This is a genomic window from Streptomyces cahuitamycinicus (genome assembly GCF_002891435.1).
GTDB classification, from domain to species: domain Bacteria; phylum Actinomycetota; class Actinomycetes; order Streptomycetales; family Streptomycetaceae; genus Streptomyces; species Streptomyces cahuitamycinicus.
Window position 1 is genome coordinate 1 of sequence record NZ_POUC01000166.1, and the last position, 16,068, is coordinate 16,068.

14 protein-coding genes and 1 pseudogene are annotated in these 16,068 nt (G+C 71.2%); 9 read left to right on the forward strand and 6 right to left on the reverse strand.

Annotated features, from left to right (window positions below; translation table 11 throughout):
• Both C1J00_RS22105 and C1J00_RS22110 read left to right on the forward strand, forming a co-directional pair.
• Positions 1 to 1,563, forward strand: a 1,563-nt coding sequence (locus C1J00_RS22105; RefSeq protein ID WP_102910807.1) for a penicillin-binding transpeptidase domain-containing protein, incomplete at its 5' end; no start/stop codon positions are given.
• 103 nt (positions 1,564 to 1,666) lie between these two features.
• Complete coding sequence (locus tag C1J00_RS22110) at positions 1,667 to 3,334, forward strand: penicillin-binding transpeptidase domain-containing protein (RefSeq protein ID WP_102910808.1); 1,668 nt, start codon at positions 1,667 to 1,669, stop codon at positions 3,332 to 3,334.
• 16 nt (positions 3,335 to 3,350) lie between these two features.
• Here the strand turns inward: C1J00_RS22110 and C1J00_RS22115 are convergent, their stop codons facing one another.
• Entirely contained in the window at positions 3,351 to 3,716 is a 366-nt protein-coding gene (locus C1J00_RS22115; protein ID WP_102910809.1) for an SsgA family sporulation/cell division regulator, read from the reverse strand.
• 168 nt (positions 3,717 to 3,884) lie between these two features.
• Here C1J00_RS22115 and C1J00_RS22120 point away from each other — a divergent pair, with 168 nt between their 5' ends.
• The 5 genes and pseudogenes from C1J00_RS22120 to C1J00_RS22140 all read left to right on the forward strand — a co-directional run bounded on the left by C1J00_RS22120 (position 3,885) and on the right by C1J00_RS22140 (position 7,864).
• Complete coding sequence (locus tag C1J00_RS22120) at positions 3,885 to 5,027, forward strand: energy-coupling factor ABC transporter permease (RefSeq protein WP_102910810.1); 1,143 nt, start codon at positions 3,885 to 3,887, stop codon at positions 5,025 to 5,027.
• Between the two features lies 1 nt (position 5,028).
• The gene (gene cbiQ, locus C1J00_RS22125) at positions 5,029 to 5,790 is read left to right on the forward strand and encodes a cobalt ECF transporter T component CbiQ (RefSeq protein ID WP_102910811.1); all 762 of its coding nucleotides are present in this window, start codon (positions 5,029 to 5,031) and stop codon (positions 5,788 to 5,790) included.
• Positions 5,778 to 6,545 (forward strand): energy-coupling factor ABC transporter ATP-binding protein, encoded by a 768-nt coding sequence (locus C1J00_RS22130; RefSeq protein ID WP_102910812.1) that lies wholly within the window; start codon positions 5,778 to 5,780, stop codon positions 6,543 to 6,545. Before cbiQ ends, C1J00_RS22130 begins: the two co-directional genes overlap by 13 nt.
• 49 nt (positions 6,546 to 6,594) lie before the next feature.
• Positions 6,595 to 6,657 (forward strand): annotated as a pseudogene (locus C1J00_RS47940) (organic hydroperoxide resistance protein); the annotation flags it as partial.
• Between the two features lie 43 nt (positions 6,658 to 6,700).
• Positions 6,701 to 7,864, forward strand: a complete 1,164-nt coding sequence (locus tag C1J00_RS22140; RefSeq protein WP_180989644.1) for a serine hydrolase domain-containing protein — start codon at positions 6,701 to 6,703, stop codon at positions 7,862 to 7,864.
• Positions 7,865 to 7,870: 6 nt separating this feature from the next.
• Here C1J00_RS22140 and C1J00_RS22145 read toward each other — a convergent pair whose 3' ends face one another.
• The 3 genes from C1J00_RS22145 to C1J00_RS22155 all read right to left on the reverse strand — a co-directional run bounded on the left by C1J00_RS22145 (position 7,871) and on the right by C1J00_RS22155 (position 9,026).
• Positions 7,871 to 8,146: a DUF1876 domain-containing protein gene (locus C1J00_RS22145; RefSeq protein ID WP_031138714.1), complete on the reverse strand. Its 276-nt coding sequence runs from the start codon at positions 8,144 to 8,146 to the stop codon at positions 7,871 to 7,873.
• A 134-nt stretch (positions 8,147 to 8,280) separates the two neighbouring features.
• A complete protein-coding gene (locus tag C1J00_RS22150) occupies positions 8,281 to 8,796 on the reverse strand; it encodes a YbaK/EbsC family protein (RefSeq protein ID WP_102910819.1) in 516 nt (171 codons plus the stop codon).
• 44 nt (positions 8,797 to 8,840) lie between these two features.
• On the reverse strand, positions 8,841 to 9,026 hold the full coding sequence (locus C1J00_RS22155) for a hypothetical protein (RefSeq protein ID WP_102910814.1): 186 nt from the start codon (positions 9,024 to 9,026) through the stop codon (positions 8,841 to 8,843).
• An 89-nt stretch (positions 9,027 to 9,115) separates the two neighbouring features.
• Between C1J00_RS22155 and C1J00_RS22160 the strand changes: the two genes are divergently transcribed.
• A complete protein-coding gene (locus C1J00_RS22160) occupies positions 9,116 to 10,258 on the forward strand; it encodes a glutathione-independent formaldehyde dehydrogenase (RefSeq protein WP_102910815.1) in 1,143 nt (380 codons plus the stop codon).
• Between the two features lie 223 nt (positions 10,259 to 10,481).
• Here C1J00_RS22160 and C1J00_RS22165 read toward each other — a convergent pair whose 3' ends face one another.
• A complete protein-coding gene (locus C1J00_RS22165) occupies positions 10,482 to 12,707 on the reverse strand; it encodes an MMPL family transporter (protein WP_102910816.1) in 2,226 nt (741 codons plus the stop codon).
• A 96-nt stretch (positions 12,708 to 12,803) separates the two neighbouring features.
• Positions 12,804 to 13,403, reverse strand: coding sequence for a TetR/AcrR family transcriptional regulator (locus C1J00_RS22170; RefSeq protein ID WP_102910817.1), 600 nt, complete (start codon positions 13,401 to 13,403; stop codon positions 12,804 to 12,806).
• 155 nt (positions 13,404 to 13,558) lie between these two features.
• On the opposite strand from C1J00_RS22170, the gene C1J00_RS22175 reads away from it, so the two are divergent.
• A partial coding sequence (locus C1J00_RS22175; RefSeq protein WP_102910818.1) for a S41 family peptidase occupies positions 13,559 to 16,068 on the forward strand: 2,510 nt, incomplete at its 3' end.

Consider the following 16,068-nt stretch of genomic DNA (forward strand, 5'->3'; position numbering starts at 1 on the left):
GCCTACAACATCGTGGGCGCGCTCGACGGTGACGGGGGCGGCACGGGCGGGGTGGCCGCGGAGACGAAGTCGGGGCCGCCCGGCAAGGACGAGGTCAAGGAGACCGCGGCCAAGTTCTTCACGGCCTGGGAGAAGGGCGCCGCCGCCTCGGCGGCCTCGTACACGAACAACGACGCGGCCGCCGAGCAGCTGCTCACCGCCTTCGGCGACGAGGCGCACATCACCGACGTGAAGATCACGCCGGGCACGGCCCGGGGCACCACCGTGCCGTACACGGTGAAGGCGAGGGTGGCCTACGGCGGGAAGTCCAAGCCGCTCGGCTACGAGAGCGAGCTGAAGGTCGTGCGCGGGCTGACCACCGGGCGGGCGCTGGTCGACTGGCAGCCGTCCGTCGTGCACCCCGAGCTGACGAAGGAGGACACCCTCGTCACCGAGCAGTCGGCCACCCCTCCGATCGAGGCCGTGGGCCGCGACGGCTCCGAGCTGACGAAGGAGAAGTACCCCTCCCTCGGACCGGTCCTGGACGCCCTGCGCGACAAGTACGGCGAGAAGGCCGGTGGCGCCCCCGGCGTCGAGCTGGTCATCCGGCACCCCGGCAACGATGCACCCGACACTCCGCTGCTCACCCTCGCCAAGGGCAGACCGGGCAAGCTCACCACCACGATCAGCCCCAGCGCGCAGGCGGCTGCCGAGAAGGCGGTCAAGCGGTTCGCCCAGTCGTCGGTGGTGGCCGTCAAGCCCAGCACCGGAGAGGTGCTGGCCGTGGCCAACAACCGCACGGACGGCTACAACGCCGCCTTCCAGGGCGAGGCGGCCCCCGGCTCCACCATGAAGATCATCACCGCCGCGATGCTCATCGACAACGGCGTGACCTCGATGAACGGCCCGGCGCCCTGCCCGGACACCGCCGTGTGGCAGAGCCAGACGTTCAAGAACCTGACCGGCATGAAGTCCGACGAGAGCGCGACGCTGGCCAACAGCTTCATGCGGTCCTGCAACACCGCCTTCATCAAGCTCATCGACGAGAAGCCGCTCACGGACGCCTCGCTGACCCAGGAGGCCGAACAGCGCTTCGGACTGGGCCAGGACAACTGGAAGACCGGCATCGCCTCCTTCGACGGCAGCGTCCCCGCCGTCGGCGGACCGGACCGGGCGGCCGGCGCCATCGGGCAGGGCCAGGTGCAGATGAGCCCGCTGAACATGGCCTCGGTGACCGCGACCGCCATCACCGGCGCCTTCCGCCAGCCCTACCTGGTCTCGCCGCAGCTGGACGGCCGCGAGCTGGCACAGGCCCAGGGCCTGCGGGCGAGCACCGCCGCCCAGCTCAAGCAGATGATGCGGCTCACGGCCACACAGGGCACCGCCGCGCAGGCCATGGCCGGGCTGGGCGGTGACATCGGCGCCAAGACCGGTTCCGCCGAGGTCGACGGCAACGCCAGGTCCAACAGCTGGTTCACCGGATTCCGCAACGACATCGCGGCGGCGGCCATGACCGAGGAGGGCGGCCACGGCGGTGACGCGGCCGGGCCGATTGTCGCAGCCGTGCTACGAACAGGTGGCTGATCTCACCTCCGCGGCACGGGACTCTAGGGTGGTGGCCGTCGTTGCACCCTGGGACAGCTGAGGGCAACGGGGACCCTGGGGAATCTCGGAGGAACGGACAGCAGTGGGCAACAGAAGGCGCGTCACCGAGCGACCGAAGACCAGACCCGCCGTGATCGGCGGGATGATCGCCGTGGTCGTCGTGGGCGCCGGGGCCGGTGCCTACGCGCTGTACGACGGTGGCGCCGCCGCCGACGACGGGACACGCGCGTCGGACCAGAAGGCCAAGGTGAAGACGGGCCCGCTGTCCCCGGCCGAAGTCACCACCACCGCCCGCGCCTTCCTCACCGCCTGGCAGTCCCGGAAGGTCGACCGGGCCGCCGCGGCCACCGACGACGCGTCGGCGGCCCGGTCGCTGCTCACCGGCTACACCAAGGACGCCCGCATCAAGGACGTCACCCTCACCCCGGACAAGCCCACCGGCGACAAGGTGCCGTTCTCCGTCAAGGGCACGGTGTCCTACAAGGGCACCGACAAGCCCCTGGCGTACGACAGCGCCCTGACCGTCGTGCGCCGCGCCGCCGACGGAAAGCCACTGGTCGACTGGCACGCGGCGGTCGTGCACCCGGATCTGCGGGACGGCGACACCCTGGCCACCGGCGCGGCGGGCACACCCCCGGTCAAGGCCCTCGACCGGGACGGCGGCGAACTGACCACGAAGAAGTACGCCTCGGTCGGCCCGATCCTGGACGGCCTGCGCGAGAAGTACGGCAAGAAGGCCGGCGGCAAGGCCGGCATCGAACTGCGGGTGGTGCGCGGAAAGTCCGCCGAGGCGAAGGACCTCTCCGACAAGACCCTGCTGGAGCTGAGCGAGGGCACGCCCGGCACGGTGAAGACCACGCTGGACCCGGCCCTGCAGGCGGCGGCCGAGCGGCAGGTCGCGAAGAAGGCCCGGTCGTCGGTGGCCGTGGTGCGGGTGTCGACCGGCGAGATCCTGGCCGCCGCCAACGCCTCCCCCGGCTTCAACACCGCCTTCCAGGGCTCCCTGGCCCCCGGCTCCACGATGAAGGTCATCACCTCGTCGCTGCTGATCGAGAAGGGCCTGGCCTCGGCCGACAAGAAGCACCCGTGCCCGAAGTACTTCACGTACGGCCACTGGAAGTTCCAGAACGACGACAAGTTCCAGATCAAGGACGGCACCTTCAAGGCGAGCTTCGCCCGCTCCTGCAACACGGCCTTCATCAGCCAGGCCCCGGAGCTGGAGAACGACGACCTGACCAAGGAGGCCCAGCAGGTCTACGGCCTGGGCCTGAACAACTGGGCGATCGGGGTGCCGTCCTTCGACGGCGCGGTGCCCGTGCAGTCGGCGGCCCAGATGGGTGCATCGCTGATCGGGCAGGGCGGGGTCCGGATGAACCCGCTGAACATGGCGTCGGTGTCGGCGACGGTCAAGGCCGGCACCTTCCACCAGCCGTACCTGGTCTCCCCTGACGTGGACGGGCGCAAGCTGGCGAAGGCCGCGCGCACGATGCCGGCGGGCACCCTGTCCCAGCTGCGTGAGCTGATGGCGTACACCGCCGCGTACGGCACGGCCGCCGAGGCGATGTCCGGGGTCGGCGGCGACGTCGGCGCGAAGACCGGGTCCGCCGAGGTCGACGGGCAGAAGAAGCCGAACGGCTGGTTCACGGCCTACCGGGGCGACCTGGCCGCCGCGGGCGTGGTCCAGCAGGGCGGACACGGCGGTTCGACGGCCGGTCCGATCGTGGCGGCCCTGCTCAAGGCGGGCGGCTGAGCACCGGGTTCGATGGTCAGTGAATGACCGGTTCCGCGGCGGCCATGTAGGTCCGCCGCAGGAACCGCAGCAGCGTCTGCCGCTCGAACTGCACCACCGAAACGCCTTGCGCGGAGTGGAACTCCACGACGACCTGCACCCGGCCGCACGGCCACACCCGCACCTCGCCGCTCCCGGCCGGGGCCCGCAGCCCCTCCTCCAGCAGCTCCCGGCTGAAGACCCACTCGCGTCCCCCGGCCCCCGGCAGCGCCATGCGCACCTTCCGGGGATCGTGGTCGGGGTCGTACCGCAGGGCGACCGGAACCGCCTCCAGCTCGTCGACGAGCGGCACGGCCGCGTCCGAGACGATGTGGGCTCGCGCGTACTGCTCGACTACGGACATCGGACGGCCCCTTCACCGTGCGCAATCCGAGTGGAAACCGTGCGTCCACTCCCTCTCCAATGTCACATATTTTCCGGATTGCGCCTCTGGGGCCGGATATATCACGGGTGAGATAAAACGAGAGTCACGCTCTTGCAAACCGTTCGCATCAAGCCACATCATCGAACGGTGCATGTACCTGACGGATTCATCAATGCGCCCACCTCCGCCGTCACCGGTGTGATCGCCGCGGGCGCCATCGCCGTGAGCCTGCGCGGCGCACGCCGTGAACAGGGGGGAGAGCGCACCGCGCCGTTGGCCGGGCTCGTGGCGGCGTTCATCTTCGCCGTGCAGATGCTGAACTTCCCCGTGGCGGGGGGCACCAGCGGCCATCTCCTCGGCGGTGCGCTGGCGGCGATACTCGTCGGCCCCTACACCGGGGTCCTCTGCGTCTCCGTCGTCCTGCTGATGCAGGGCATCCTGTTCGCGGACGGCGGTCTGACCGCGCTGGGCGTGAACATCACCACCATGGCGATCGTCACGACGGTCGTGGCCTACGCCCTCTTCCGCGGCCTGGTGAAGGTGCTGCCCCGCACCCGCCGGTCGGTCACCGCCGCCGCCTTCGTCGCGGCCCTGGTCTCCGTCCCGGCCGCCGCGCTGGCCTTCACGCTGATGTACGCGATCGGCGGCACCACCGACGTGTCGATCGGCAAGGTCGCGACCGCCATGATCGGCGTGCACGTCCTGATCGGCATCGGCGAGGCCGTGATCACCGCACTGACCGTCGGCGCGGTCATCGCCGTACGCCCGGACCTGGTGTACGGGGCGCGCGGGCTGACGCAGAAGCTCAAGCTCCGGGTGAACGGCGAACTGGTCGACGCCCCCGGCGCCGAGCCCGAGCCCGTGCCCGCCGCCTCCCGGACCTCGCACCGCAAGGTGTGGGCCGCCGGCCTGATCACCTCCCTGCTGCTGGCCGGATTCGTCAGCTTCTACGCCTCGGCGAACCCCGACGGCCTGGAGAAGGTCGCCACCGACCACGGCATCGACAAGAAGGCCGAGGAGCACGCGGTCGCCGACTCCCCGCTCGCCGACTACGGCGTCGAGGACGTCGACGACGACCGCCTGTCCGGAGGGCTGGCGGGTGTCATCGGCGTGGGCGTCACGGTCGTCGCGGGCACCGGCGTGTTCTGGGCCGTGCGCCGCCGCACGGACGACACCTCCCCGTCGGACACGACGAACGCGACGGACGCGACGGACGCGAAGGACGCGACCGCCACGACGAGCACCACGAGCACGACCGGCACGACGAGCACGACGGGCACGAGCGTCTGACATGGGAGCCGGGCACGCGCACAAGCTGTACCGGCACGGGCACTCGCCCGTGCACGGCCTGCCGCCGCACACCAAGCTCGCCGCCGTCTTCGCCTTCGTGGTCGTCGTGGTGTCGACACCGCGCGAGGCGATGTGGGCGTTCGGGCTGTACGCCGTGCTGCTCGGGGCCGTCGCGTGCGTCGCGCACGTGCCCGCCGGCTTCCTGCTCCGGCGGCTGCTGATCGAGGTGCCGTTCGTCGCGTTCGCGGTGCTCATGCCGTTCGTGGCGGAGGGCGAGCGGGTCGACGTCCTCGGTCTGTCCCTGAGCGTGAACGGCCTGTGGGGCGCCTGGAACGTGCTCGCCAAGGGCACCCTGGGCGTCGCGGCCTCGGTGCTGCTGGCCGCCACGACCGAGCTCCGCGAACTGCTGCTGGGCCTGCAGCGCCTCAGACTCCCGCCGCTGCTCGTGCAGATCGCGTCCTTCATGATCCGCTACGGCGACGTCGTCACCGACGAGATGCGGCGTATGCGGATCGCCCGGGAGTCGCGCGGCTTCGAGGCGAGGGGCGTCCGGCACTGGGGCGTGCTCGCCAAGTCGGCCGGCGCGTTGTTCATCCGCTCCTACGAGCGCGGTGAGCGGGTGCACCTGGCCATGCTCAGCCGCGGATACGCCGGCTCCATGCCCGTCATCGACGAGGTGACCGCGTCCCGGGCGCAGTGGTCGTACGCCCTCGCCCTCCCCTGCGCCGCGCTGCTCGTCTGTCTGCTGGGATGGACCCTGTGACTGCTTCCCTGGAGGTCTCCGGCCTCGCTTTCGCCTACCCCGACGGGCATCAGGCCCTCTTCGGCGTCGACTTCTCGGTCGCGCGCGGCGAGCGGGTCGCGCTGCTCGGGCCGAACGGCGCCGGCAAGACGACCCTCGTGCTGCACCTCAACGGCATCCTGACCGGCGGTGCCGGCACGGTGAAGGTCGCCGGGCTGCCCGTGGACAAGCGGAACATGGCCGAGGTCCGGCGCCGGGTCGGCATCGTCTTCCAGGACCCGGACGACCAGCTGTTCATGCCGACGGTCCGCGAGGACGTGGCGTTCGGGCCGGCGGCGGCCGGGCTGAAGGGCCCGGACCTTGAGGAGCGTGTGGACCGGGCGCTGGAGCGGGTCGGCATGGCGGAGTTCAAGGAGCGCCCGCCGCACCATCTCTCCTTCGGCCAGCGCCGCCGGGTGGCCGTCGCGACCGTGCTGGCGATGGAGCCGGAGATCCTCGTGCTCGACGAGCCCTCCTCCAACCTCGACCCGGCCTCGCGCCGCGAACTGGCGGACATCCTGCGGTCCCTGGACGTGACCGTGCTGATGGTCACGCACGACCTGCCCTACGCCCTGGAGCTGTGCCCGCGCTCCCTGGTCCTCAGCGACGGGGTGATCGCGGCCGACGGGCCGACCGGCGAGCTGCTCTCCGACGAGGAGCTGATGCGGGCCCACCGTCTGGAGCTGCCGTTCGGGTTCGACCCGCGTTCCGTCCCGGCGACTCCGGCCCGTCCGTGACAATGGCCGCGTGACGAGCCAGGAGAGCGACGGATCACCGCTGCTGGACGAGGTCTGCCCGTACTCGAACGCGACCCGCGGGAACATCGACGTGACCATCCTGCTTGGCTAGGGAGCACCATCGGCACAGCGGCGAGGCGACGAGGAGTACGGGCGTGGACGTGGGCGGCACAGTGGCCGAGGGCTTCGAGCCGGTGAGGGACGCGTTCGTACGGAACTTCGAAACGCTCGGGGACCGGGGCGCCGCGGTCGCCGTCTACCGGGACGGGCACAAGGTCGTCGACCTGTGGGGCGGCACCAAGGACGTCGACGGCACGGCCCCCTGGGAGCGCGGTACCGCCCAGGTCGTGCGCTCGGCGACGAAGGGGGTCGCCGCCGCGGTACTCCTGCTGCTGCACCAGCGCGGACAGCTGGACCTGGACGCTCCGGTGGGGCACTACTGGCCCGAGTTCAAGGCGCGGGGCAAGGAGCGGGTGCTGGTCCGGCACGTGCTGAACCACCGCGCCGGGCTGCCGGTCCTCGACCGGCCGCTCACCCCGCAGGACGCCCTCGACCCGCTGAAGGGCCCGGAAGCCGTCGCCGCTCAGGCCCCTGTCTGGGAGCCCGGCACCGACCACGGCTACCACGCCCTCACCTACGGCTGGCTGCTCGACGAGATCGTGCGGCGCGTGACCGGGCAGGGCGCCGGGGCCTGGCTCGCCTCCCAGGTCACCGGCCCGCTGGGTCTGGACCTCTGGCTCGGCCTGCCGGAGTCGGAGGCCGGCCGGGTGGGACGCGTGGGCCGCGTCGAGGGGGCCGAGCCGACCGGGGGCCTGCGCGCCCGCCCCAAGCGGTCGGTCACCGAGGCCTACGAGGACCCGGCCTCCCTCACGCGCCGGGCGTTCGCCGCGATCTCCCCGTTCCCGGACCAGAACGATCCCGCCTACCGGGCGAGCGCCCTCCCCGCGACGAACGCCATGGCGACGGCGGACGGACTGGCCCGCTTCTACGCGGCCCTGATCGGCGACACGGACGGCGCGGCCCGGCTGTTCACACCGCAGACGGTGGAACTGGCCCGGGCCGAGGAGTCGGCAGGCCCCGACCGGGTCCTGGTGGTCGGCACCCGCTTCGGCCTCGGCTACATGCTGCACGGCAGCGCCTCGCCCTTCCTCACCCCGGGCTCCTTCGGCCACCCGGGGCGTGGCGGTGCCCTCGGCTTCGCCGACCCGGAGACGGGAATCGCCTTCGGCTACGTCACCAACGGCTTCCGCAAGACGGTGACGGCGGACCCGCGGGCGCAGGGGCTGGTGCGGGCGGTACGGGGAGTGCTGAGCCTCTAGAGACGTCTATACGTGGATGGGGTGCGAGGTCCGGCCGGACGCCTGGTCGATCTCCTCGTGGGCCTTGGTCAGCAACCGCATGGCGAGTTCGTTGAGCGCCCGGGCCCCGGCGATCTCCTCCCCGACCCTCGGCTGATTTGCGTCGGTCCGGTGCCGGCTCGCGTGCCCGTGCGCCCGTACCTCGGTGCCGTCGGGCAGGCGGACCATCGCGGCCGCTCGCGTGTGCTGGTCGTCCTCCGTGAACTCCATCTCGACGTGCCACCCCACGGTGGTGTGCATCATGACGATCACCTCCGGAATGCCTAGTTCCAGGGTGCTCCTCGCGCGGGCCGGACGCACCCGCCTGGCGGGCCCCTGTCCGGCGTGCAGCATCAGCCCTGTGCCGACGACGAGCAGCCCGGCCGTGACCAGAGGGGTCACGCGGGGCGCTCGCGCACGTCCACCAGGGTGGCGCCGGCGTGGGCGACGAGATCCTCGGGGGCCATCGGGAAGACGGCGTACGGCGTCCCGGCCGCGGCCCAGACGACGTCGTGCTCCAGCAGGGACCGGTCGGCGAGCACCCGGGTCCTGGTCCGGTGGCCGAAGGGCGGCACTCCGCCGATGGCGTACCCGGTGGTCTCCCGCACCACGTCCACCTTGGCCCGGGTGACCTTGTCGGCGCCGAGTTCCTTGCGGACCAGTTCGAGGTCGACCAGGGAGGCCCCGTCCATGAGCACCAGTACAGGAACGCGGTCCACCGCGAAGATCAGCGACTTGCAGATCTGGCTCAGGTCGCACCCGATCGCGGCAGCGGCCTCGGCGGCGGTCCGGGTGGCGTCGGGGAACCGTCGGACCTCGCTCACGAGATCCCCGAGCCCGAGCTCGCGCAGGGCCTCGGCGAAGCGGGGGTGGGCTCCGGAGCCCTCGGCGTCCGTGGTGGCTGTCGTCGTCATGCCCTGCACGCTAGCGGTGCGGGTGGAGGACGGGCGAGGCCGTTTCAGCCGGTGGCGTCCTCAGGCCGGACGTCCGCGAACTCCCACCAGGCGAGCGGCAGCCAGTCGCCGTCGACGAAGCCGTCGACGGATCCGCCGGTGCCCTGGATGGCCACGCGGGTCCCGACGGGGTAGGTGGTGCCGGACAGTCCGGAGACCGCGACGAGAAGTGTGCCGATACGACGAGACAAAGCCCTGCTTCCTTTCTCCTCTGGGTGCAAATCGTCTCATCATGCACCAGCCTGGTATATGAGCCACGGCACAGTTGGAGGTGTTGACGATGAGGGCTGTCGTGTACAAAGGCCCCTTCGAGGTAGCGATAGAGCAAGTGGAGGATCCACGGATCCAGCACCCGAACGATGTGCTCGTCCGGGTCACGTCAACGGCCATCTGCGGCTCCGACCTGCACATGTACGAGGGCCGCACGGCCGCGGAGCCGGGCATCGTGTTCGGCCACGAGAACCTCGGGATCGTCGAGGAGACAGGAGACGGGGTCACCACACTCAGCAAGGGCGACCGGGTGGTCATGCCGTTCAATGTCGCCTGCGGGTTCTGCAAGAACTGCTCGGCGGGCTATACGGGCTTCTGTCTGACGGTGAACCCGGGCTTCGCCGGTGGCGCCTACGGCTATGTCGCCATGGGTCCCTACACGGGCGGCCAGGCCGAGTACGTACGGGTCCCGTACGCCGACTTCAACTGCCTGAAGCTCCCGGAGGGCACCGAGAAGGAGACCGACTTCGTCCTGCTCGCGGACATCTTCCCGACGGGCTACCACGGCAACGAACTGGCCGACGTACGCCCCGGTGACACGGTCGCCGTGTACGGCGCCGGTCCGGTCGGGCTGATGGCCGCCTACTCGGCGATGCTACGGGGCGCGAGCAAGGTGTTCGTGGTCGACCGGGTGGCGGAACGTCTGCAGAAGGCCCAGGAGATCGGCACGATCCCGATCGACTTCTCCCAGGGCAACCCGGCGGAGCAGATCAGGGAGCAGACCGACGGCCAGGGGACCGACAAGGGCATCGACGCCGTGGGCTACCAGGCCCAGGCGCAGGGCGAGGACCGCGAGGAACCGGCGATCGTGCTGAACTCCCTGGTCGACACGGTCCGGCCGACGGGTGCTCTCGGGGTGCCCGGACTGTACGTCCCGAGCGACCCGGGCGGTCCGGACGAGCAGGCCAAGAAGGGCATGCTGATGGTCGCCGTCGGACGCCTCTTCGAGAAGGGGCTCCGCATGGGCACCGGGCAGTGCAACGTCAAGCGGTACAACCGCCACCTGCGGGACATGATCATCGAGGATCGCGCGAAGCCCAGCTTCGTCGTCTCGCACGAACTGCCGCTCGACCAGGCTTCGTCGGCGTACGAGAAGTTCGACAAGCGCATCGAGGGCTACACCAAGGTCGTACTCCACCCGCAGGCCGCGTAAGAAGGCAGGCGCCGGGGCCGCCCGGGAACACCGGCGGCCCCGGCCGTCACCACCGGCCGGGGCCTCCTCGTCGTGGCCGCCCTCGCCGGCCGCTGGGGCGTGACCCCGGGCCCGCATCCGCGCAAGACGGTGCGGACCGAAGTCGACGTACCCAGGTGAAAGGCAGGCCGGTGAGGGCGCACCGTCCCCACGGTGCCCTCACCGGCCGGTTCCGCATGAGCTGTCAGACGCGGACCAGTTCCCTGTCGCCGTCGTCGTCGCCGGAGGCGGCGCGCAGGCCCTCGCCCTCCACGTCGACGTTGGGCAGCGCGCGGTCGAGCCACCTGGGCAGCCACCAGGCCTTGCGGCCGAGGAGCGCCAGGACGGCCGGGACGATGGCCATGCGGACGACGAACGCGTCGAAGAACACCGCGATCGCGAGGCCGAAGCCGATCATCTTGACCATGGACTCGGACGAGCCGATGAAGCCGGCGAACACGGCCATCATGATGACGGCTGCGGCGGTGACGACTCGTGCTCCGTGCCGGAACCCGGTGACCACGGCCTGCGTGGGCTTCTCACCGTGGACGTACGCCTCCCGCATCCGGGTCACGAGGAACACCTCGTAGTCCATCGCCAGGCCGAAGACCACGCCGACCATGAAGATCGGCATCATCGACATGACCGGTCCGGTCTGCTCGACGCCCATCAGGCCGGACAGCCAGCCCCACTGGAAGACCGCGACGACCGCGCCGAGGGCCGCCATCACCGACAGCAGGAAGCCGAGGGCCGCCTTCAGCGGAACCAGGATCGAGCGGAAGACCACGATCAGCAGGAGGAAGGCCAGGCCGACGACCAGCACCAGATAGGGCACCAGCGCGTCGTTGAGCTTCTCGCTGACGTCGATGTTCATCGCCGTGCTGCCGGTGACCAGGACGTTCGCGTCCGTGTCGGCCTTGATGCCCGTGCCCGCGTCCCGGATGCCGTGCACCAGGTTCTCCGTCGTGACGGAGGACGGCTTGGAGCCGGGGATCACGGTGATGGTGGCGGTGTCACCGGCCTTGTTGGGCTGCGCCGGCGTGACGGTGACGACGTCCTTCAGGCCCTTGATCCGGTCGCCGGTCTCGGCGAAGACCGCCTTGGGGTCGTCGCTGTCCTTCGCGTCGACGACGACCATCAGCGGGCCGTTGAAGCCCGGCCCGAAGCCCTCGGACAGCAGGTCGTAGGCGCGGCGCTGGGTGGTGGAGGTGGCCTGGGAGCCGTCATCGGGCAGGCCCAGTTCCAGGGAGGCCGCCGGGACGGCCGCCGCGCCGAGGCCGACGACGCCGAGCAGCAGGACCGCCACCGGACGGCGTACGACGAAGCTCGCCCAGCGGGTGCCCAGGTTCGGCTTGGCCGGCTCGGCCTGCTTGTTCTGCTCGTCCTGCTTCTTCGCCCGGCCGAGGAGCTTGCCCTTCTCCCCCATCGGCTTCACCTTCCGGCCCGCGTATCCGAGCAGTGCCGGCACCATCGTCAGGGCGATCAGCACCGCGATGGCCACCGTGCCCGCCGCCGCGATGCCCATCTTCGTCAGCATGGGGATGTTGACGACGGACAGGCCCACCAGCGCGATGACCACGGTCAGGCCGGCGAAGACCACCGCGGAACCGGCCGTGCCGACGGCCCGGCCCGCCGCTTCCTCGCGTTCGCGGCCCTCGGCCAGTTCGGCGCGGTAGCGGGAGACGATGAACAGGGCGTAGTCGATGCCGACGGCCAGGCCGATCATCATCGCGAGGGTGGAGGTGGTCGAGCCGAGGTCCAGCGCACTGGCCAGGCCCGTGATGGCGGAGACGCCGATGCCCACGCCGATGAGCGCCGTCAGCAGCGGCAGCCCGGCCGCGACCAGCGAGCCGAAGGTGATGACCAGGACGACCGCGGCGACCGCGATGCCGATGATCTCGCTGGAGCCGGTGTGCGGGACCGCCTGGAGCGCGTCACCGCCGATCTCGACGGTCAGCCCGGCCTTGCGCGCGTCCTGCGCGCTGTCCTTCAGGGCGTCCTTCGCCGCGTCGTCCAGCTCCATGCCGGAGACCTTGTACGACACCTGCGCGTAGGCGATCGTGCCGTCCTTGCTGACGGCCTTCGCCTGGTACGGGTCGGTGACGCGGACGACCTCGGAGCCGTCGGACAGCTCCTTCACCGTGTCCTGGACCGCCGCCTTGTTGCCGGGGTCGGTCATCTTCTCGCCGCTCGGCGCCTTGAAGACGACGCGTGCGGTGGCCCCGTCGGCACTGGTGCCGGGGAAGCGCTGCTCCAGCAGGTCGAAGGCCTTCTGGGCCTCGGTGCCGGGAATGGAGAACGAGCTGTTGCCCGCGGTGGGGGCACTGGCCGCCCCGACACCGGCGAGGGTCAGCAGGGCCACCCATATCAGGGCGACGAAGTGCCGCCGCCGGAACGAGAGCCGGCCGAGTTTGTAGAGGAAAGTGGCCACGAGGGCGTACTCCCGGTCAGTCGTGGGATCTTCAGGGCAGGGGTCATCAGCCCGACGACGTGAGCGGAGACGTCAGGTAGGGGCTAGCTGAGGGGACTAGTCGGTGGGCACGCCGAGGGCGGGGAGGACCACGGCGTCGATGTACGAGATGAGGAACTGCCGCGTCGGCGGCCGGTCGTCGATCAGCGTGCGCGTCACGAAAGCGCCGGTGAGCATGTGCATGAGGTAATCCAGCGCCGGGCAGTCGGCGCGGACCTCGCCCCGGTCGACGGCCCGCTGGACCACCCGGTGGAACTCCTCCATCTCCGGCTCCACGAGAAGTTCCTTGAACGCCTGGAGGAGGTCCGGATTGGCGTGCACCGCCATGAACAGGCCCCGCATCAGCGCGGCGTTCTGCTGCATGGTGCTGTCGTCCTCACGGGAGGTGAGGGCGTGCAGGTCGCCCCGGAGGGACCCGGTGTCGATGTCGGAGATGTTGCCCGGCTTGTTGTGCCGGATCGCCTTCGCCACCAGCTCGGGCTTGCCGCCCCACTGGCGGTAGAGGGTGGCCTTGCTGGACCGGGTGCGCGCTGCCACGGCGTCCATGGTGAGGGCGTCGTAGCCGACTTCGCGGAGCAGGTCGAGCACGGCCGTGTAGAGCTCGGCCTCTCGCTCGGGGGTGATCCGACTGCGACGCGCGGCGGCGACCTCAGTCATCTCTCTCACCTTCCTGACTCCGAACGACACGGTTTCGTACGTCACGACGGTAGCGCACCTCTCATGAAAACGAAACCGTTTCGTACGCATGCTGGGTCACGAGCGGGCTTTTGCCCTGAGTTGCCCTGGTACGTCCCCCGGCAAAGCATGAGGACGTGACCTATCTGCGTCTGCCGCACCTCCATGACGACCTGCTGTGCTTCGTGGCCGAGGACGACCTCTGGCTCGCCCCGCTCGACGCCCCCGGCCGGGCCTGGCGGCTCACCGCCGACCGCACCAAGGCGGGCCACCCGCGCTTCTCGCCCGACGGCCGCCACCTCGCCTGCACGAGCTGGCGCAGCCTGATGCCCGAGGTCCACGTCGTCCCTGTGGACGGCGGCCCGGGCCGCCAGGTGAGCCACTGGGGCAGCGCCGACACCCGCGTCTGCGGCTGGACCCCGGAGGGCGAGATCCTGGCCGTGGCCTCGCACGGCGAACCCTTCTCCTACTACACCTGGGCCTACCAGATCTCCCCCGCCGGCGACCCGGGCCGCAAACTGCCCTGGGGGCCGGTCGCCGACATCCAGGTCGCCGACGTCGCCGGGGAGCGCACCTCCCTGCTCCTCACCGGCACCCCGCCTCACGAACCGGCCTCCTGGAAGCGCTACCGCGGCGGCGCCACCGGCCGGCTCTGGCTGCACGGCGAACGGCTCCTCGAAGGGCTCGACGGCCATCTGCACTCCCCGATGTTCGTCGGCGGCCGCATCGCGTTCCTCTCCGACCACGAGGGCGTCGGCAACCTCTACTCCATCGCCTACGACGGCTCCGGCCTGCGCCGGCACACCGACCACGACGCCTTCTACGCCCGGCACGCCGCGAGCGACGGCGCCCGGGTGGTGTACCAGTGCGCGGGCGACCTGTGGATCGTCGACGACCTGTCCCCCGACTCCGTGCCGCGCCGGCTGGACGTACGGCTGGGCGGGCCGCGGACGGGGCGGCGTCCCTACCAGGTCGCGGCCTCCCGGCACGTCGACGGGCTCTCCGTCGACGAGACAGGTCGGGCCAGTGCCGTCGTGGTACGCGGCAGCCTGTACTGGCTGACCCACCGGGACGGCCCCGCCCGCACCCTCACCGACACCCCCGGCGTCCGGGTGCGGCTGCCCGAGATGCTCGGCGCGAGCGGGCGGGTGGCGTACGTGACGGACGCGGAGGGCGAGGACACGATCGAGATCGCCTCCCTGCCCCGGGCGAGCGGCGAACGGGCACCCCGGCGGCCGGTCCGGGCCGCACTGGGCCGGGTGCGCGAGCTGGTCTCGGACCCGGAGGGCGAGCGGCTGGCGGTCGCCTCGCACGACGGCCGGCTCCTCCTCCTCGACGTCACGGAGGGCTCCGGCGGGGAGGTCACCGAGCTGATCCGGTCGGTCAACGGCCCCGTGCGCGACCTCGCGTTCTCCCCGGACGGGGCATGGCTGACCTGGTCGCACCCGGGCATCGGGCGGACCCTGCGGCAGATCAAGATGGCCCGGCTCGCCGACCGGCTGATCGTCGACGTGACCAACGGCCGCTTCGAGGACGAGAACCCGGTCTTCACGCGGGACGGCCGCTACCTCGCCTTCCTGTCCTGGCGCGGCTTCGACCCCGTCTACGACGTGCACACCGGCGACCTGTCCTTCCCGCTGGGCTGCCGCCCGTACCTCGTACCGCTGTCCTCCGCGACGCCCTCTCCCTTCGCGGTGAACCCGGAGGGCCGCCCGGCCGCCGGGGGCCTGGACCCGGTGGAGGACGACGACAACGGCGACAACGGGGCCGTGACCGTCGAGGCCGAGGGGCTGGAGAGCCGTGTCACGCCGTTCCCGGTGGCCGCCTCCAAGTACTCCGCGCTGCACCCGGTGGCGGGCGGCGGGCTGGTGTGGCTGCGCTGGCCGATCTCGGGCGCCCTCGGCGAGACGTTCGCCAACCCGGACGACACCACCGGCCGGCCGACCCTGGAGCACTTCGGCATCACCAAGGCCAGGAAGACCGAACTCGCCCAGCACCTCGACTGGTTCGCGGTCAGCGGCGACGGCAGCCGGCTGGTGATCGTCGACGAGGGCGAACTGCGCGCGGTCCCGGCCAACGAGCAGGGCGACAGCGACTCCACCGTGTGGATCGACGCGCGCCGCATCCTGCACACGGTCGACCCGGCGGCGGAGTGGCGGCAGTCGTACGAGGAGGCCGGGCGGCTGATCCGGGCCCACTTCTGGGATCCGGGCATGTGCGGCATCGACTGGGACGGGGTGCTCGACCAGTACCGCCCCCTGGTCGAACGGGTCGCCTCCCCCGACGAGTTTGCCGACCTGCTCCGCGAGGTCCTCGGCGAACTGGGCACCTCCCACGCCTACGTCACCGCCGCCCGGCGCAACGAGGGCCCACCGCACTACCAGCGCCGGCAGGGTCTGCTGGGCGCCAACTTCGTCCGCAGGAACGGCGGCTGGACCGTGAAGCGGATCCTGCCCGGAGACTCCTCCGACTCCAAGGCCCGCTCCCCGCTGGCCGGTTCGGGCATCCGGGAGGGCGCGGTCCTCACCCATGTGGACGGCCGCCCGGTGGATCCGGACGCCGGCCCCTACCCGCTGCTGGCCGGCGCGGGCGGCACGACGGTGGAGCTGACCTTTGCCCCGGCGGAGGGCTTGGCTGGGGGCTGGGC

Coding starts and splice junctions, on each gene's coding strand:
- C1J00_RS22160 (WP_102910815.1), top strand. CDS start 9,116: ATGAGGGCTGTCGTGTACAAAGGCCCCTTCGAGGTAGCGATAGAGCAA.
- C1J00_RS22115 (WP_102910809.1), bottom strand. CDS start 3,716: ATGTCCGTAGTCGAGCAGTACGCGCGAGCCCACATCGTCTCGGACGCG.
- C1J00_RS22150 (WP_102910819.1), bottom strand. CDS start 8,796: ATGACGACGACAGCCACCACGGACGCCGAGGGCTCCGGAGCCCACCCC.
- C1J00_RS22145 (WP_031138714.1), bottom strand. CDS start 8,146: ATGATGCACACCACCGTGGGGTGGCACGTCGAGATGGAGTTCACGGAG.
- cbiQ (WP_102910811.1), top strand. CDS start 5,029: ATGGGAGCCGGGCACGCGCACAAGCTGTACCGGCACGGGCACTCGCCC.
- C1J00_RS22130 (WP_102910812.1), top strand. CDS start 5,778: ATGGACCCTGTGACTGCTTCCCTGGAGGTCTCCGGCCTCGCTTTCGCC.
- C1J00_RS22170 (WP_102910817.1), bottom strand. CDS start 13,403: ATGACTGAGGTCGCCGCCGCGCGTCGCAGTCGGATCACCCCCGAGCGA.